This window comes from Aquipseudomonas ullengensis (assembly GCF_014174475.1).
Taxonomy (GTDB): Bacteria; Pseudomonadota; Gammaproteobacteria; order Pseudomonadales; family Pseudomonadaceae; genus Aquipseudomonas; species Aquipseudomonas ullengensis.
Genome location: NZ_JACJUD010000006.1, coordinates 241,332 through 257,078, shown reverse-complemented (window position 1 = coordinate 257,078; position 15,747 = coordinate 241,332). Strand labels below are relative to the sequence as shown.

Annotated in this window: 16 protein-coding genes; 8 read left to right on the top strand and 8 right to left on the bottom strand. The window is 65.2% G+C overall.

The features are described 5' to 3' along the window. Positions 1 to 83 precede the first annotated feature (83 nt). The 3 genes from H3H51_RS17960 to H3H51_RS17950 all read left to right on the top strand — a co-directional run bounded on the left by H3H51_RS17960 (position 84) and on the right by H3H51_RS17950 (position 2,570). Entirely contained in the window at positions 84 to 1,268 is a 1,185-nt protein-coding gene (locus H3H51_RS17960) for a GGDEF domain-containing protein (protein WP_183090442.1), read from the top strand. Between the two features lie 45 nt (positions 1,269 to 1,313). After that, positions 1,314 to 1,826 (top strand): dihydrofolate reductase, encoded by a 513-nt coding sequence (locus H3H51_RS17955; protein WP_183090441.1) that lies wholly within the window; start codon positions 1,314 to 1,316, stop codon positions 1,824 to 1,826. A gap of 96 nt (positions 1,827 to 1,922) precedes the next feature. Next, positions 1,923 to 2,570, top strand: coding sequence for a YitT family protein (locus H3H51_RS17950; protein ID WP_183090440.1), 648 nt, complete (start codon positions 1,923 to 1,925; stop codon positions 2,568 to 2,570). Here the strand turns inward: H3H51_RS17950 and H3H51_RS17945 are convergent, their stop codons facing one another. Next, positions 2,571 to 3,026, bottom strand: coding sequence for a metallophosphoesterase family protein (locus H3H51_RS17945; protein WP_183090439.1), 456 nt, complete (start codon positions 3,024 to 3,026; stop codon positions 2,571 to 2,573). Positions 3,027 to 3,185: 159 nt separating this feature from the next. Beyond that, positions 3,186 to 5,033: a dihydroxy-acid dehydratase gene (gene ilvD, locus H3H51_RS17940; protein WP_183090438.1), complete on the bottom strand. Its 1,848-nt coding sequence runs from the start codon at positions 5,031 to 5,033 to the stop codon at positions 3,186 to 3,188. Between the two features lie 452 nt (positions 5,034 to 5,485). On the opposite strand from ilvD, the gene H3H51_RS17935 reads away from it, so the two are divergent. Continuing rightward, entirely contained in the window at positions 5,486 to 6,325 is an 840-nt protein-coding gene (locus H3H51_RS17935; RefSeq protein WP_183090437.1) for a poly(ethylene terephthalate) hydrolase family protein, read from the top strand. Between the two features lie 51 nt (positions 6,326 to 6,376). Here H3H51_RS17935 and H3H51_RS17930 read toward each other — a convergent pair whose 3' ends face one another. Further along, positions 6,377 to 7,573 (bottom strand): class I SAM-dependent rRNA methyltransferase, encoded by a 1,197-nt coding sequence (locus tag H3H51_RS17930; RefSeq protein ID WP_183090436.1) that lies wholly within the window; start codon positions 7,571 to 7,573, stop codon positions 6,377 to 6,379. 265 nt (positions 7,574 to 7,838) lie between these two features. On the opposite strand from H3H51_RS17930, the gene H3H51_RS17925 reads away from it, so the two are divergent. The 4 genes from H3H51_RS17925 (at position 7,839) to H3H51_RS17910 (ending at position 10,672) form a co-directional block, all read left to right on the top strand. Beyond that, positions 7,839 to 8,705: an HDOD domain-containing protein gene (locus H3H51_RS17925; protein ID WP_183090435.1), complete on the top strand. Its 867-nt coding sequence runs from the start codon at positions 7,839 to 7,841 to the stop codon at positions 8,703 to 8,705. An 89-nt stretch (positions 8,706 to 8,794) separates the two neighbouring features. Continuing rightward, a complete protein-coding gene (mutM, locus tag H3H51_RS17920; protein ID WP_183090434.1) occupies positions 8,795 to 9,607 on the top strand; it encodes a bifunctional DNA-formamidopyrimidine glycosylase/DNA-(apurinic or apyrimidinic site) lyase in 813 nt (270 codons plus the stop codon). Between the two features lie 64 nt (positions 9,608 to 9,671). Next, positions 9,672 to 10,250, top strand: coding sequence for a lysophospholipid acyltransferase family protein (locus H3H51_RS17915; RefSeq protein WP_183090433.1), 579 nt, complete (start codon positions 9,672 to 9,674; stop codon positions 10,248 to 10,250). Between the two features lie 83 nt (positions 10,251 to 10,333). Continuing rightward, positions 10,334 to 10,672 (top strand): multidrug transporter, encoded by a 339-nt coding sequence (locus H3H51_RS17910; RefSeq protein WP_183090432.1) that lies wholly within the window; start codon positions 10,334 to 10,336, stop codon positions 10,670 to 10,672. 61 nt (positions 10,673 to 10,733) lie between these two features. Here the strand turns inward: H3H51_RS17910 and ggt are convergent, their stop codons facing one another. From ggt to H3H51_RS17885, 5 genes are all read right to left on the bottom strand, one after another. Further along, positions 10,734 to 12,407 carry a gamma-glutamyltransferase gene (gene ggt / locus H3H51_RS17905; protein ID WP_183090431.1) on the bottom strand — a complete coding sequence of 558 codons (1,674 nt, stop codon included), beginning with the start codon at positions 12,405 to 12,407 and terminating at the stop codon, positions 10,734 to 10,736. A gap of 94 nt (positions 12,408 to 12,501) precedes the next feature. Beyond that, entirely contained in the window at positions 12,502 to 12,753 is a 252-nt protein-coding gene (locus H3H51_RS17900) for a YfhL family 4Fe-4S dicluster ferredoxin (protein ID WP_183090430.1), read from the bottom strand. 119 nt (positions 12,754 to 12,872) lie between these two features. Next, positions 12,873 to 13,352, bottom strand: a complete 480-nt coding sequence (gene coaD / locus H3H51_RS17895; RefSeq protein WP_183090429.1) for a pantetheine-phosphate adenylyltransferase — start codon at positions 13,350 to 13,352, stop codon at positions 12,873 to 12,875. Between the two features lie 134 nt (positions 13,353 to 13,486). Then, positions 13,487 to 15,079, bottom strand: coding sequence for a GMC family oxidoreductase (locus H3H51_RS17890; protein ID WP_183090428.1), 1,593 nt, complete (start codon positions 15,077 to 15,079; stop codon positions 13,487 to 13,489). A 13-nt stretch (positions 15,080 to 15,092) separates the two neighbouring features. After that, on the bottom strand, positions 15,093 to 15,644 hold the full coding sequence (locus H3H51_RS17885) for a twin-arginine translocation pathway signal protein (protein ID WP_183090427.1): 552 nt from the start codon (positions 15,642 to 15,644) through the stop codon (positions 15,093 to 15,095). Between the last annotated feature and the right edge of the window lie 103 nt (positions 15,645 to 15,747).

Sequence of the window (15,747 nt, the reverse complement as noted above, 5' to 3'; positions counted from 1 at the left end):
CCCCGTGATGGGGCAATCCGGGGTTGTGGTCGGTGGCTCAGGCAAACTAGGCTGATGCAAGAAAAACGAGAAGAGCGCGCTGCATGAAGCTGCCCAACCTGAACTGGGTCAACCAGGACTCCCCCTACCTGCAGCAGTACCGTGAAGGTTTCCGTCTGCTCAGTTTTTCGGGCGAGATGGAGGACACCTTCAACCGCTATCACATTGCCGTGGTGCTGGTGCGCATGCGCTGGGCGCTGCTGGTGGCGCTGTTGCTGATGCTGCTGTTCGTCGTGCTGGATGCCCTCAGCCTGCCCGAGGCGGTGCGCAACCAGACCCTGGCCATTCGCCTCGGCCTGATGAGCCCGATGCTGCTGTTCTGCTGGCTGGCGACCTACAACCGGGCGCTGCGCCCACACCTGCAGCTGATCGGCGGGGCCACGTCGCTCGCCGAGGGCCTGGGGGTGGCGGGCATCATCTGGGTGGCACGCCAGCATGAGTTTCCGTTGCCCTACGAGGGCATCATCCTGATCACGGTGTTCTTCTATTTCCTCACCGGCCTGCGCTTCGTCACGGCGGCGCTGTGCGGCTGGCTGACCTTCTTCGCCTACCTGCTGGTGGAGGTGCTTAGCGGCCTGCCCGGCGAGGTGCTGCTGTACAACGCGGTGTTTCTCGGCAGTGCCAACCTGATCGGCTGCTTCGGCTGCTACTTCCTCGAGTACGCCACGCGACAGAATTTCCTCGCCCAGGGGCTGCTGCAGGACCTGGCGGAAAAGGACTTCCTCACCGGCCTGCTCAACCGCCGCGCCTTCAGCGAGCGTGCCGAGCGCAGCTGGCGCCAGGCCCAGCGCGAGGAACAGCCCATCGCCCTGGTGATGATGGATGTCGACTACTTCAAGCGTTACAACGACCACTATGGCCATGCCGCCGGCGACGCCGCGTTGCGCGCCGTGGCCGAGGTGATCGGCCGCTATGCGCGGCGCCCGCTGGACAGCACCGCGCGCTATGGCGGCGAAGAGTTCGTCGGCCTCTGGTATGGCCTGGCCGAGGCCGACATCCTGCCGATCCTCGAAACGCTGCGCTGCGAGATCGAAGCCCTGGGCCTGGTCCATACGCAGTCCGACGTGGCGCCGGTGGTGACCCTGAGCATCGGCCTGGCGTGGCTGGTGCCGCAGACGCACCAGAGCCTGGAAGATGGCCTGCGCCTGGCCGACGTGGCGCTGTACCTGGCCAAGGAGCAGGGGCGCAATCGCGTGGTGAGCAAGCGCGGGGCCAACCGGCAGCCGTGAGTGTCACCCTTCATTGATCCACGTCGAGCCGGTATCCTCGCGCCCATGAATACGACCTTACCCCTCTGCCTGATCGCCGCCCTCGCCGAAAATCGCGTGATCGGCCGCGACAACCAACTGCCCTGGCACCTGCCGGCGGACCTCAAGCACTTCAAGGCGCTGACGCTCGGCAAGCCGATCATCATGGGCCGCAAGACCTGGGATTCGCTGGGCCGCCCGCTGCCGGGCCGGCTCAACCTGGTGGTCAGCCGCCAGGCCGGCCTGGTGCTGGAGGGCGCGGAAGTCTTCCCTTCGCTGGACGCCGCCATCGCCCGTGCCGATCAGTGGGCGCGCGAGCAGGGTGTCGACGAGCTGATGCTGATTGGCGGTGCGCAGCTGTACGAGCAGGGCCTGGCGCAGGCCGAGCGTCTGTACCTGACCCGCGTGGCGCTGCAGCCGCAAGGCGATGCCTGGTTCCCGTCGTTCGACGAGGCGCTGTGGCAGTGCACGGCACGTGAACCGCAGCCCGCCGTGGAGTCGGCTCCGGCCCATTGCTTCGAGACCTGGCTGCGTCGCTAGTCGGTTTCAGCCCCTTCCAGTTTCCTGCTGCGCCGCCGTCAAACCCGGCGGCGCCCTATGCTATTGCCTGCCAGATGGGCGCAGAGGTTATCGAGCATGAGTGAACACATTCCCGACGCCGCAGAAGTGGAAACGGTCGCCGAGATATTCGTCCGCCATCCGCTCTGGGAGGACGCCCTGGCGTTGCTGTTCGGCACCGCCATGGTCGCCCTGGGCATCGCCTTTTACAGTCATGCCGGGTTGCTCACCGGCGGCACGGTGGGCCTGGCCTTTCTCACCAAGTACCTCACCGGCTGGCCGTTCGGCCTGGTGTTCTTCCTGCTCAACCTGCCGTTCTACGCGCTGGCGATCTGGCGCATGGGCTGGCCGTTCACCCTGCGTACCGCCTGCGCCGTCGGCCTGGTGTCGTTGCTCGCCGAGCTGACCCCGCGCTGGGTGGTGTTCGCCGAGCTGAACGCCTTCTACGCCGCCATCTTCGGCGGTTTCGCCATGGGCCTGGGGCTGCTCATGCTGTTCCGCCACCGTGCCAGCCTGGGTGGGGTGAACATCCTCGCGCTGTACCTGCAGGAGCGCTTCGGCGTGCGCGCCGGTGCGGTGCAGATGGGCGTGGATGCGAGCATCGTGCTGGCCTCGATCTTCGTCGTGGCACCGGACAAGGTCGCCCTGTCGGTCCTCGGTGCAGTGGCGCTGAACATGGTGCTGGCGGTCAACCACCGCGCCGGGCGCTACATGGGCGTGAGCTGATCAGGCCAGCTCGATCAGCTCGCCGCGCATGACTCCCGCGTCGAGATGCAGCAGGCCGACGCTGATCGGCAGCTTGAAGCGCCGTGGCCCGGCACTGCCGGGGTTGATGAACAGCACGCCGTGGCGGACCTGCTGCAGCGGCTTGTGCGAGTGCCCGGTGACCACCACGTCGATACCGGCAGGCAGTTGCTCGGGCACATCGGCCAGCTCGTGGGTGACATAGATACCCACGCCGCCCACGCGCAGTACGGCGCTGGTGGGAATAGTGCTGGCCCAGGCATCGTCCTGGTCATTATTACCACGCACCACGGTGAGCGGCGCCAGTTCACGCAAGGCATCGAGAATCTCCGGCTTGCCGATATCGCCGGCATGGATCACCTGTGTGCTGTCATGCAACGCCGCCAGCGCCTCGGGGCGCAGCAGGCCGTGGGTGTCGGAGATCAGGCCGATCTTCATAGCTGTTCCTGCGTGCTCTTGTAGGAGCCAGCTTGCTGGCGATCGCTTTGTACCGGGCACGGATCGCCAGCAAGGACTAGGCGTCCCCCTGGCTCCTACAGGGTGTAGCAAAGAAAAAGCCCGGCAGTTGCCGGGCTTTTTCGGGGTGCTGGCTGCCGCTTACGGCATCAGTTTGTCCAGCATCGCCTTGTCGCGCACTGCGCCCTTGTCGGCGCTGGTGGCGAGCAGGGCGTAGGCTTTCAACGCCGTGGTCACTTTGCGTGGACGGCTTTCCACCGGCTTCCAGCCCTTCTTGTCCTGCTCGTGGCGGCGATGGGCGATTTCCTCGTCGTTGACCAGCAGGTTGATGCTGCGGTTGGGGATGTCGATCAGCACTTTGTCGCCATCGCGCACCAGGCCAATGGCGCCGCCCGCTGCCGCTTCCGGCGAGGCGTGGCCGATGGACAGGCCCGAAGTGCCGCCAGAGAAGCGGCCGTCGGTGAGCAGGGCGCAGGCTTTGCCCAGGCCTTTGGATTTCAGGTACGAGGTCGGGTAGAGCATTTCCTGCATGCCCGGGCCGCCTTTCGGGCCTTCGTAGCGAATGATGACGATGTCGCCTTCTTTCACTTCGTCGGCGAGGATGCCGCGCACGGCGCTGTCCTGGCTTTCGAAGATCTTGGCGTTACCTTCGAACACATGGATGGACTCATCGACGCCGGCGGTTTTCACCACGCAGCCGTCCAGGGCGATGTTGCCGTACAGCACGGCCAGGCCGCCTTCTTTGGAGTAGGCGTGCTCGAAACTGCGGATGCAGCCGTTCTCACGGTCGTCATCGAGGGTTTCCCAGCGGGTCGACTGGCTGAACGCGGTCTGGGTCGGGATGCCCGCCGGGCCGGCCTTGAAGAAGTGGTGCACGGCCTCATCGTCGGTCTGGGTGATGTCCCACTTGGCGATCGCCTCGGCCATGGACTTGCTGTGCACGGTCGGCAGGTCGGTGTGCAGCAGGCCGCCACGGGCCAGCGAACCGAGGATGCTGAAGATGCCGCCAGCGCGGTGCACATCTTCCATGTGGTACTTCTGGATGTTCGGCGCCACTTTGCACAGCTGCGGCACCAGACGGGAAAGGCGGTCGATATCGCGCAGGTCGAAATCGATCTCGGCTTCCTGGGCGGCGGCCAGCAGGTGGAGGATGGTGTTGGTCGAACCGCCCATGGCGATGTCCAGCATCATGGCGTTCTCGAACGCCTTGAAGTTGGCGATGTTACGCGGCAGCACCGAGCTGTCGTTCTCGCCGTAGTAGCGCTTGCACAGCTCGACGATGGTGCGCCCGGCCTGCAGGAACAGCTGCTCGCGGTCGCTGTGGGTGGCCAGGGTCGAACCGTTGCCCGGCAGGGCCAGGCCCAGGGCTTCGGTCAGGCAGTTCATCGAGTTGGCGGTGAACATGCCGGAGCACGAGCCGCAGGTTGGGCAGGCGCTGCGCTCGTACTCGGCAACCTTCTCGTCGGAGGCGCTGGAGTCGGCGGCGATCACCATGGCGTCGACCAGGTCCAGGCCGTGGCTGGCCAGCTTGGTCTTGCCGGCTTCCATCGGGCCGCCGGAAACGAAGATCACCGGGATGTTCAGGCGCAGGGCGGCCATCAGCATGCCGGGGGTGATCTTGTCGCAGTTGGAGATACAGACGATGGCGTCGGCGCAGTGGGCGTTGACCATGTATTCCACGGAGTCGGCGATGATCTCGCGGCTCGGCAGCGAATAGAGCATGCCGTCGTGGCCCATGGCGATGCCGTCGTCCACGGCGATGGTGTTGAACTCTTTAGCCACGCCGCCGGCTTTTTCGATTTCGCGGGCGACCAGTTGGCCGAGGTCCTTCAGGTGCACGTGGCCGGGCACGAACTGGGTGAAGGAGTTGGCGATGGCGATGATCGGCTTTTTGAAGTCTTCGTCCTTCATCCCGGTGGCGCGCCACAGGGCGCGGGCGCCGGCCATGTTGCGACCGTGGGTGGAAGTCTTCGAGCGATAGTCAGGCATGACGGTTCCTGCGGCTTGATCAGGTAGCGGTTATGTAAGTTGTCGTGAGTGTTTTCGTGCCGGCGGCATACGGAGATCACCGTGCGTTCGGCCGGACCGACGCGGCGCAGGGTGTGCGCGGCTGCAGTCAGGGCTCACTGGCCCGCCTGAGGATGGTGGCGAGGAATGGCCCGATTCTACGCCGCTCGGCGCGGTATGGGGAAGGCTCGCGGCCAGGTGGTATGCCGGCTTTCAGTCCCCGGGTCGTGCTTTGGTGGGGCTACCGCCGGTCGGCTTTGACCCTTCGGGCGATTGCTGGTGTGACCGGGTGGTCACGTAGCTTCTGCGGCGTGCTCCGCCTCTTGCGAGCGCAGCAATCGTCAGCGTGAGCAGTGCAGCCTAGTCCGGTGTGGTGTGTCGGGAGGGCCGTGACGACTGGAATGTCATGACAACAATAATGAGGAATCCTTCCGATGTTCGATTTCAAACTCGCTGGCCTGGCGGCCGCCCTTACCTTTGTGTCCGTTTCGGCCATGGCCGCTCTGCCTGATACGCCTGGCACGGCGTTCCCGGCTGTTTCCAGTTTCGACAACACCGGCCCGTACGCCACCACCAACCAGAGCGAGGGCCCCAGCTGCCGCATCTACCGGCCCAGTAACCTCGGCCAGAATGGCGTGCGCCACCCGATCATCCTGTGGGGCAACGGCACGGGCGCCACGCCGGATACCTATGCGGCATTGCTGACGCATTGGGCCAGCCACGGTTTTGTGGTGGCGGCCGCAGAAACCTCCGATGCCGGTACTGGCCAGGAAATGCTCGCCTGCCTGAGCTACTTGGTGCAGGAAAACGGCCGCGCCTACAGCACCTATGTCGGTAAGCTGAATGCCGGCCGCGTCGGCACCTCGGGGCATTCCCAGGGCGGTGGCGGTTCGATCATGGCCGGCCAGGACGACCGTGTGCGCACCACGGCGCCGATCCAGCCCTACACCCTCGGGCTCGGCCACAACACCAGTTCGCAGAGCAAGCAGAAGGGGCCGATGTTCCTGATGTCCGGCGGCGGCGACACCATCGCGTTCCCTTACCTCAACGCCCAGCCGGTCTATACCCGGGCCAACGTGCCGGTGTTCTGGGGCGAGCGCCGCACCGTCTCGCACTTCGAGCCGGTGGGTAATGGTGGGGCGTATCGCGGGCCGGCCACTGCCTGGTTCCGCTACCAGCTGATGAACGACCAGACGGCCAAGAACACCTTCACTGGCACGTTGTGCAGCCTGTGCGTCAGCACGCTGTGGACGGTAAAGCGCAAGGGCTTCTGATGGCGAGGTAGACGAGCCCCGTTCGCTGGCGCGGACGGGGCTTTTTCTTGCTCAGCTGTTGGGCAGCAAGCGTACGGTCAGGCTCTTGATGTAGCGGGTTTCGGCGATGGCCGGGTGCACCGGATGATCCGGGCCCTGGGCGCCGCGTTCGAGCAGCTGGATGTTGCGGTCCAGGTGGCGGGCACTGGTGAGCAGGATGTTCTGCAGGTTGTCCTCTTCCAGGTGCATGGAGCACGAGGCGCTGACCAGGATGCCGTCCTTGTTGAGCAGGCGCATGGCGGTCTCGTTGAGGCGACGGTAGGCGGCCTCGCCGTTCTTGATGTCCTTCTTGCGCTTGATGAACGCGGGCGGGTCGGCAACGATCACGTCGAAGCGTTCCTCGGCGGACTTCAGCTCCTTGAGGGCGGCGAACACGTCGCCTTCCACGCAGGTGACCTTCTCGGCGCAACCGTTGAGGGTGGCGTTGCGCTCGACGCCGTCGAGGGCGAAGCCGGAAGCATCGACGCAGAACACTTCGCTGGCGCCGAACGCCGCAGCCTGCACGCCCCAACCGCCGATGTAGCTGAACAGATCGAGTACGCGCTTACCCTGGACGTAAGGCGCCAGGCGCGCGCGGTTCATGCGGTGGTCGTAGAACCAGCCGGTTTTCTGGCCTTCCAGCACTGGGGCCTGGAACTTAACGCCGTTCTCTTCCAGATCGACCCACTCCGGCACCACGCCGAAGGCGGTGTCGACGTAGCGCTCGAGGCCTTCGGCATCGCGCGCGGCGGAGTCGTTTTTGAACAGGATGCCGCGCGGCTTGAGCACCTGCACCAGGGCTTCGATCAGCGCGTCCTTGTTGCGTTCCATGGCGGCGGAGGCCAGTTGCACCACCAGGTGATCGCCGAAGCGGTCGACCACCAGGCCCGGCAGCAGGTCGGAGTCGCCGTAGACCAGGCGGTAGAACGGCTTGTCGAACAGGCGCTCGCGCAGCGACAGGCAGACGTTGAGGCGGTGCACCAGCAGCGACTTGTCCAGCACGTGCTTGACGTCGCGCGACAGCAGGCGGGCGCAGATCAGGTTGTTCGGGCTCATCGCGACGATGCCCAGCGGCTTGCCGCCAGCGGCTTCGAGGATCGCCTGGTCGCCGGCGGCAAAGCCGTTCAGCGGCGTGGCGGCGACGTCGATTTCGTTGCTGTAGACCCACAGATGGCCGGCGCGCAGGCGACGATCGGCGTTGGCTTTAAGGCGCAAGCTGGGCAAGGACATCAGGGGGGACTCCGCGAAAAAGAGCGGAATTATAGCCGCAGAGTCCGGGGGCTCGCTGCTGTGCGTCGATTTGTCTGCCCAATGAGTACTGATCCGCCGCGTAGCAACCGCCGGTCGACTGGTTTCAGGCAGGCAAAGCGACGGGCGCCGCGGGTTTGCCCGGATTACCGGCAGATGCGCAACGCAGCGTTTGCAAAAGTTGGCTGCGGAGACGGGAAATGATTGGCTAAACTGTGGCCAATTTCTCACTCCAGATGCCGTTGTCATGGCCCACGAACTTTCCGCCGAACAGATCCAGCAGGTGCTGCAGGGCATCAGCGTACCGCCGCAGCCGCAGATCATGGTCGACCTGCAGATGGAGCAGTTCCTGCCCAATCCGGACCTGAAGACCATCGCCCGGCTGATCAGCCAGGATCCGGGGCTGTCCGGCGCGCTGCTGAAGATCGTCAACTCGCCCTTCTTCGGCCTGGCCAACCGCATCGCCTCGATCCAGCAGGCGGTCAACCTGCTCGGCTGCAACTCGGTGATCAACCTGATCAACGCGCAGTCGATCAAGGGCGAGATGAGCGATGAGACCATCGTTACCCTCAACCGCTTCTGGGACACCGCCCAGGACGTGGCCATGACTTGCCTGACCCTGGCCAAGCGCATCGGCTACCAGGCGCCGGACGAGGCCTACACCCTCGGCCTGTTCCACAACTGCGGCATCCCGCTGATGCTCAAGCGCTTCCCCAACTACATGACGGTGCTGGAAGAGGCGTACTACAACGCCAGCAGCGAGCGCCGCGTGGTGGACACCGAGAACCGCCTGCTCAACACCAACCATGCGGTGGTCGGCTACTTCACCGCCAAGTCGTGGAACCTGCCGCTGCACCTGTGCGAGGCGATCGCCAACCACCACAACGCGCTGTCGTTCTTCGAGGACGACACCGGTCGCGATGCCCAGCTGAAGACGCTGATGGCGATCCTTAAGATGGCCGAGCACATCTGCGGCAGCTACCGGGTGCTGGGCAACCAGGATGAAGACCATGAGTGGGAGAGCATCCAGCAGCAGGTGCTGGAGTACGTCGGCCTGACCGAGTACGACTTCCAGACTCTCAAGGAGAGCATCCACGACCTGGGCGCCGGCTGAGAGCCTTTGAACAGGATCTGAGGTCTCCCGACCCCACGCCTTTCCTGTTAGGGTTGGATTCCGCTCAGTTGTACCCCGCGAGTGCGTGAATGCCTGAATTACCCGAAGTCGAAACCACCTGCCGTGGTATCGCCCCTTACCTCGTCGGTCAGCGTGTCAGCCGTGTGCTGGTGCGCGAGCGCCGGCTGCGCTGGCCGATCCCGGAAGACCTCGATGTGCGCCTGTCCGGGCAGCGTATCGAGTGTGTCGAACGGCGCGCCAAGTACCTGCTGATCAAAGCCGAGAGCGGCACCCTGATCGGCCACCTGGGCATGTCCGGTAGCCTGCGCCTGGTGCCGATCGGCACCGAGGTGGCCAAGCACGAGCATGTCGATATCGAGCTGGAGTCGGGCCTGGCGCTGCGCTACACCGACCCGCGACGCTTCGGCGCGCTGCTGTGGAGCAATGACCCGCTCAACCATGAGCTGCTGATCCGGCTCGGCCCTGAGCCGCTGACCGAGCTGTTCGATGGCGAGCGCCTGTATCAGCTGTCGCGCGGCCGCTCGATGGCGATCAAACCGTTCATCATGGATAACGCAGTGGTCGTGGGCGTGGGCAACATCTACGCCTCCGAAGCGCTGTTCGCCGCCGGCATCGACCCACGCCGCGAGGCCGGTACGGTTTCGCGTGCGCGTTATGCCGCGCTGGCGCTGGAGATCAAACGCATCCTCGCCCATGCCATCGAGCGTGGCGGAACCACCCTGCGCGACTTCGTCGGTGGCGACGGCCAGCCGGGCTATTTCCAGCAGGAGCTGTTCGTCTACGGTCGGGGCGGGCAGTTTTGCAAAAGCTGTGGCAGCACCTTGCGTGAGGTCAAGCTGGGGCAGAGGGCCAGTGTCTATTGCCCGAAGTGCCAGCGCTGAGCGGCCCCACGTCGTAATACCCAGAATAAGAACAACAGAATAAGAACAAGCAGTAGGAACAACGATGCACGGCAACTACCTGCCGCCCAATCCGTTCGCCGAATGGCTGGGGCGCACTGCACTGAAACTGATGGGCTGGCGCATCGAAGGCGCGCTACCGAAGCTCGACAAGTTCGTCGCCATCGGCGCCCATCACACCTCGAACTGGGACTTCGTCCTGTTTATCGCGCTGAAGTTCGTGTTGCGCCTGAACGCGCGCTGGTTCGGCAAACACAGCATCTTCAGCTGGCCCTTTGGCGGTCTGATGCGCGCCTGGGGTGGCATTCCGATCCAGCGCCACTTGCGTCTGAACGTGGTGGATCAGGCAATCCAGAGCTTTCACGACAACCGCGAGTTCATCCTGGTGCTGTCGCCGGAAGGTACACGCAAGAAGGTGGAGCGCTGGCGCATGGGCTTCTACCATATTGCCTGCGGCGCAGGCGTGCCCATCGTTCCGGGCGCCCTGGACTATCGCAATCGGCGCGTGGTGATCGGTCAGCCCTTCATGCCCAGCGGCGATGCGCAGGCGGATCTCAATGCGTTATTGGCGTTCTTCAGGCCCTATGAGCCGAAAAAGCCGGAGTACGCATTCCACGGCGATTGACGGCGTTCACGCTGACAATTGCGCAGGCGCTGTTATAGTTAGCTGCATCGCTCTGCCATAACTACATAATGAAGGATCGCGCCATGAATCTTTTTCGCACTACCGCCGCGGTGTTGGCTCTGACCACTGGCCTGCTGGCACTGCCGGCGCAGGCGGAAGTGGTTCAACAGAACACCAGTGGTGACCCGACCTATACGCTCGAAGCGCCGAAAGGCTACGCGATGGCCGGTGACCTGATCATCGCTCGTCCGCTGCTGATCGCCGGCACCGTGATTGGCGCCGGTCTGTTCCTGATCAGCCTGCCGTTCACCGCCCTGGGCGGTAACGTCAAGGAAGCCGGTCAGGCACTGGTGGTCGAGCCGGGCATGTCCGCTTTCGTGCGCTGCCTGGGTTGCACCGAGAGCGGTTACAAGAAGGACTGATCCTTCCTCTCGCAATAAGAAAAGCCGGTCGATTGACCGGCTTTTTGCATTCTACAATTCGTTACTTCCAGAGCTGCGCCTGGCCAATGCCGCGGGGGTCGCTGGCGGCCTCCACAAGGCCGGATTGCTTGTGCCAGAGCAGCACCTGCTGGTTGCCATAGCGCCGTTCGACCGGCTGTAGGCGGTAGCCGCGCATCTCCAGGGCACCGATCTGGCTGGGCGAAAATGCGCCGGGCTCGTACTCGACTACATCCGGCAGGTACTGGTGGTGATAGCGCGGCGTGGCCGGCCATTGAGCCACGGGCTTGCCGTCCAGGTAGTCGAGGGTGGCCAACAGCACCATGCTGGGAATGCGACTGCCGCCGGGGGTGCCGAAGCTGGCGAAGTCGTCGGCGCTTTCGATGAAGGTCGGGCTCATGCTCGACAGCGGGCGCTTGCCACCGGCGATGGCGTTGGCCGGGCTGCCAGTCAGGCCGTAGACATTGCTGCCCTGCGGGTCTGCGGCGAAGTCGTCCATCTCGTTGTTCAGCAGCACGCCGGTACCGGGCACGGTGAAGGCGGCGCCAAACGGCAGGTTGATCGACAGGGTAGCGGCCACTGCGTTGCCGTCGCGGTCGAGGACGGTGAAGTGGGTGGTGTGGTCGCCCTCACGCCAGCTTGGCGCCGCGGGTAGCTGGGCGCTGGGCGTAGCGTTCTGCAGCTCGATGCCCTTGGCCAGGCCTTGCAAATAACTGGGTGCGAGCAGCTGGGCGAGGGGATTGCGCACGCTGTCCGGGTCGCCGAGCAGGCTGCGGTCGCGGTAGGCGCGGCGCAACACCTCGATCACATAGTGGCTGCGCTGCAGCTCGCCGGCTTTCTGCCATGGCAGCTGCTGCAGCATTGCCAGGCTCTGTGCCAGGGCCACGCCGCCGGCGGAGGGTGGCGGGGCGCTGATCAGCTCGCGACCTTCGGCGAGGGCGAAGCGCAGGGGCTGGCGTTCGACAACCCGGTACTGCGCCAGGTCGCGCTGGCTCCAGATGCCGCCGGCGGCGCTGACGCCGGCCAGCAGCCGTTTCGCCGTTTCGCCACCATAGAAACCGGCGTGCCCATCACGGCCCAGGCGTTCCAGAGTGCGTGCCAGCTCGGGTTGGCGCAGCAGGCCGAACTCGGCGGGAATCTTGCCCTGGTCGAGAAAGATGGCGGCGCTGGTGGGGTCCTTGAGCAGGGCTTCCAGGCGCCACTGCAGGCGCTCGCGGTACACCCGGTCGACCCCCACGCCGTCGCGCGCCAGGCGAATGGCCGGGGCGAGGGAGTCGAGCAACGGCAGTTTGCCGTAGCGCTCGGCCAGTACCACCAAGGCTGCTGGCAGTCCCGGGATGGCGGCGGCCAGCGGGCCATTCAGCGACAGCTCGCGCTGTACCTGGCCGTTGCGTCGGTAGAGGTCGGCGCTGGCAGCCAGCGGCGCGCGCTCGCGGGCATCGAGAAAGCGGTAGGTGGGCAGCTCGCCGTTTTGCCGCAGCAGGAAGAAGCCGCCACCGCCGAGACCGGAGCCATAGGGTTCGGCAACCGCCAGTGCGGCGCTGATGGCCACTGCCGCATCGAAGGCATTGCCGCCCAGCGCCAGGGTTTCCAGGCCGGCGACGGTGGCAGCAGGGTGGGCGGTGGCGACGGCGGCGTGCTCGGGGCGGGTCGCGGCCTGGACGTCGAGTGTCCAGGTCAGCAGGAGCAGGCAGCAGAGAAAGGCGTTCTTGAGCATGCGATGGCTCGTCGATCAGCGTTTTGCGCGAAGGCCGGGGAGGAACATCAGCGTAGCGGAGTTCCGCCCGGCATGGCCGTGCGCCGTCGCCCGATCAGGCTTTACCGGTGAGGATCAGGTACTTCTGCATCAGTTCATCCTTGCTCTCGACGCGGGCCTCGTCGAGCGGGATGCAGTCCACCGGGCAGACCTGCTGGCATTGCGGCTCGTCGTAGTGACCGACGCATTCGGTGCACAGGTTGGGGTCGATGACGTAGATCTCTTCGCCCTGGGAAATCGCAGCGTTGGGGCACTCGGGCTCGCAGACGTCGCAGTTGATGCAGTCGTCGGTGATCTTCAGGGACATGGAACAACTCCTGCCGTGGTCACGACCACGACACTTTCAGCAATCGAGAGGGGAATTGTGCCGGATTGGCGCCGCAGGCGCCATGCACGGAGCGACCTGCGGCCGCTCCACCGCAGGTGTTAGTTCTTGAAGCGGGCCGACAATGCCTCGGCCACCACCGGGTGCACGAACTTGGTGATGTCGCCGCCGAGCGCGGCAATTTCGCGGACCAGGGTCGAGGAGATGAAGGAGTACTTCTCCGACGGGGTGAGGAACATGCTCTCCACATCCGGCGCCAGCTGGCGGTTCATGTTGGCCAGCTGGAACTCGTACTCGAAGTCGGAAACCGCGCGCAGGCCGCGCAGCAGCACATTGGCGTTCTGTTCCTTGACGAAGTGCGCGAGCAGGGTGGAGAACCCCACGACTTCGACGTTCGGCAGATGCTTGGTGACTTCGCGGGCCAGCTCGACGCGTTGTTCCAGGGGGAACAGCGGGTTTTTCTTGGGGCTGGCGGCGACGGCAATGACCACTTGATCGAACACGCGCGATGCACGTTCTACCAGGTCGCCATGGCCCTTGGTGATGGGGTCGAAGGTGCCCGGATACAACACTCGATTCATCGGTTCGTCCTGTTCGGAGCGGTTAGAGTCGCGGATGGTAGCGCAGCGACTCCCAAGGGCCAAGCCGTCGGGAGCGCGGGGTGCGGGTCAGAAGGGCGCAGAGCGTGCCCGGCAGGCGCCGGGCATGCTCTGGATCAGGCCTTGAGGCGCTCGGCCAGCAGGCTGGCCAGCTTGGCGGTGAGGCCGTAGACCGACAGCTGCGGGTTGGCGCCGATGCTGGTGGGGAACAGCGAGCCGTCGTGGATCGACAGGTTCTCCAGCTGGTGGTGACGGCCCAGGCTGTCGGTGACGGCCTGCGTCGGGTCTTCGCCCATGGCGCAGCCGCCCATCACGTGGGCGCTGCCCAGGCGGGTGCGGTACAGCTCCAGGCTCAGGCGGTCGATCAGCGCCTTGGCTTCGTCCAGGGTCTTCACGTAGCCGGCGTCGGCATGCACGGGCAGCACGGCCTTGGCGCCGGCGGCGAACTGGATCTCGGCCATGCTGTGGAAGGCCCGGCGAATGCCGTCCCAGGTGTAGTCGGTCATTTGGTAATCGAGCACCGGGGTGCCGTCGCTACGCAGCTCCACCGTGCCCGCGGCGCTGTCCGGGTGGAAGCCGTCGCGCAGCAGCGCCAGCATCACGTTGGTGTGCGGCAGCTGCTCCATGCGCAGGGCGTTCTCGACGCCGAACTGGCCGAGCAGGGTGGACGTCAGTGCTGGCTGCAGGGGCGGCACTTCGAGCTTGTAGGACATGTGCCCGGTGGCGCCTTCGGTCCACTGGAAGTGGTCGGAGTAGATCGACTGCGGCGCGCCGTAGAAGGGGTTGATGACCTTGTCGAACTGCGCTGCGGAGAAGTTCACCACGTGCAGGAAGGTGCGTTTGCCCACGCGCTGGTGCGGGTCCGGGGTCTTCGAGCGCAGCAGCAGGGCAGGGGTGTTGATGCCCCCGCCCGAAAGCACGTAATGACGGGCCTTGACCATGATCCGCCGACCATTGGGGGCCACGCAGCGTTCGTCCATGCCGACGCATTCCAGGCCGACCACGCGCTCGCCATCGAGCAGCAGGCGCTCGGCGCGGGCCAGGTAAAGCAGGCTGCCGCCCTTGTCCAGGGTGGCGGGGATGGTGGTGACCAGCATCGACTGCTTGGCGTTGGTCGGGCAGCCCATGCCGCAGTAACCGAGGTTCCAGCAGCCACGCACGTTGCGCGGGATCACGTGCCAGGCGTAGCCGAGTTTCTCGCAGCCGGCCTTGATCACGTCGTTGTTGGCGTTTGGCGGCATGGCCCACGGGGCGACACCCAGGCGTTGCTCCATCTTCTCGAACCAGGGCGCCATTTCCGCCGGGCTGTGGCCCTTGACGTTGTGCGCCTCGGCCCAGTGTTGCAGGGTCGGCTCCGGGGTGCGGAAGCTGGAGGTCCAGTTGACCAGCGTGGTGCCGCCCACGGCGCGGCCCTGCATGATGGTGATGGCGCCGTCCTTGCTCATGCGGCCGATGCCTTCCTGGTACAGCGCGGGGTAGGCGTCGGCCTCCTGCATCTTGAAGTCGCTGCTGGTCTTCAGCGGCCCTTCTTCGATCAGCAGCACGCGCAGGCCGGCGGCGCTGAGGATTTCAGCGGTGGTGCCGCCGCCCGCGCCGCTGCCGATGATGGCTACGTCGGCCTCCAGCAGCAGGTCTTTGTCCAGGCGCGAGCCGTCGTAGGTGGTCCAGCCGCGGGCCAGGCCTTCACGGAAAACATCAGGTACGGGCATGTCGATTCTCTTGTTATAGGGCGTACTGAGGCGGCCCCGGATAGCCGCAATGGCCCCAGGACGCGGGCTGGGCGTACCAGGCCATCTGCACCATCTGCAGCAGTGAGGTGTGGCCCATGCGCAGCAGGTTCAGCGAGCTGTTCTGCCAGCGCTCGAGGAAGTGCAGGACGTCCTCCCGACTGGCGTTGTCCCAGGCGCCCCAGATGCCGGTCAGCGGGCCACGGGTGACCGCCATGCCGAGTACGTCGAACAGTTGCTGGGTCAGCTTGAGCAGCTCCGGCGAGACCGCGTGCAGGCTGCGGTCCATGCCCTTGAGCGTGGCTTCGATGGTGGCGGCCATGGCGTCCGCAGGCACGGCGCCTTCCAGCACCACCGGGATCAGCGCGCGCAGGAAGGGCAGGTCGCTCAGGCGCAGCACGGCATAACCGCTAGCGGGCGTGGCACTGGAACAGCCGCTGAGACTGGCGGTAACGCCGGCGGTGGCGAGGACGGCCGTGCCGAACAGGCCGACCTTGAGCAGGCTGCGGCGTGACAGCTGCGGCGATGCGAGGGAGGTGTCACTCATTATTGTTATGGCCTCACAGGCTTGGAATCTGCCTCGGATCTTTTGATCGTCAGCCATGCTGCGTTGAAATAGGGCTCGGACTGCTCATTTACACTCGTAAACT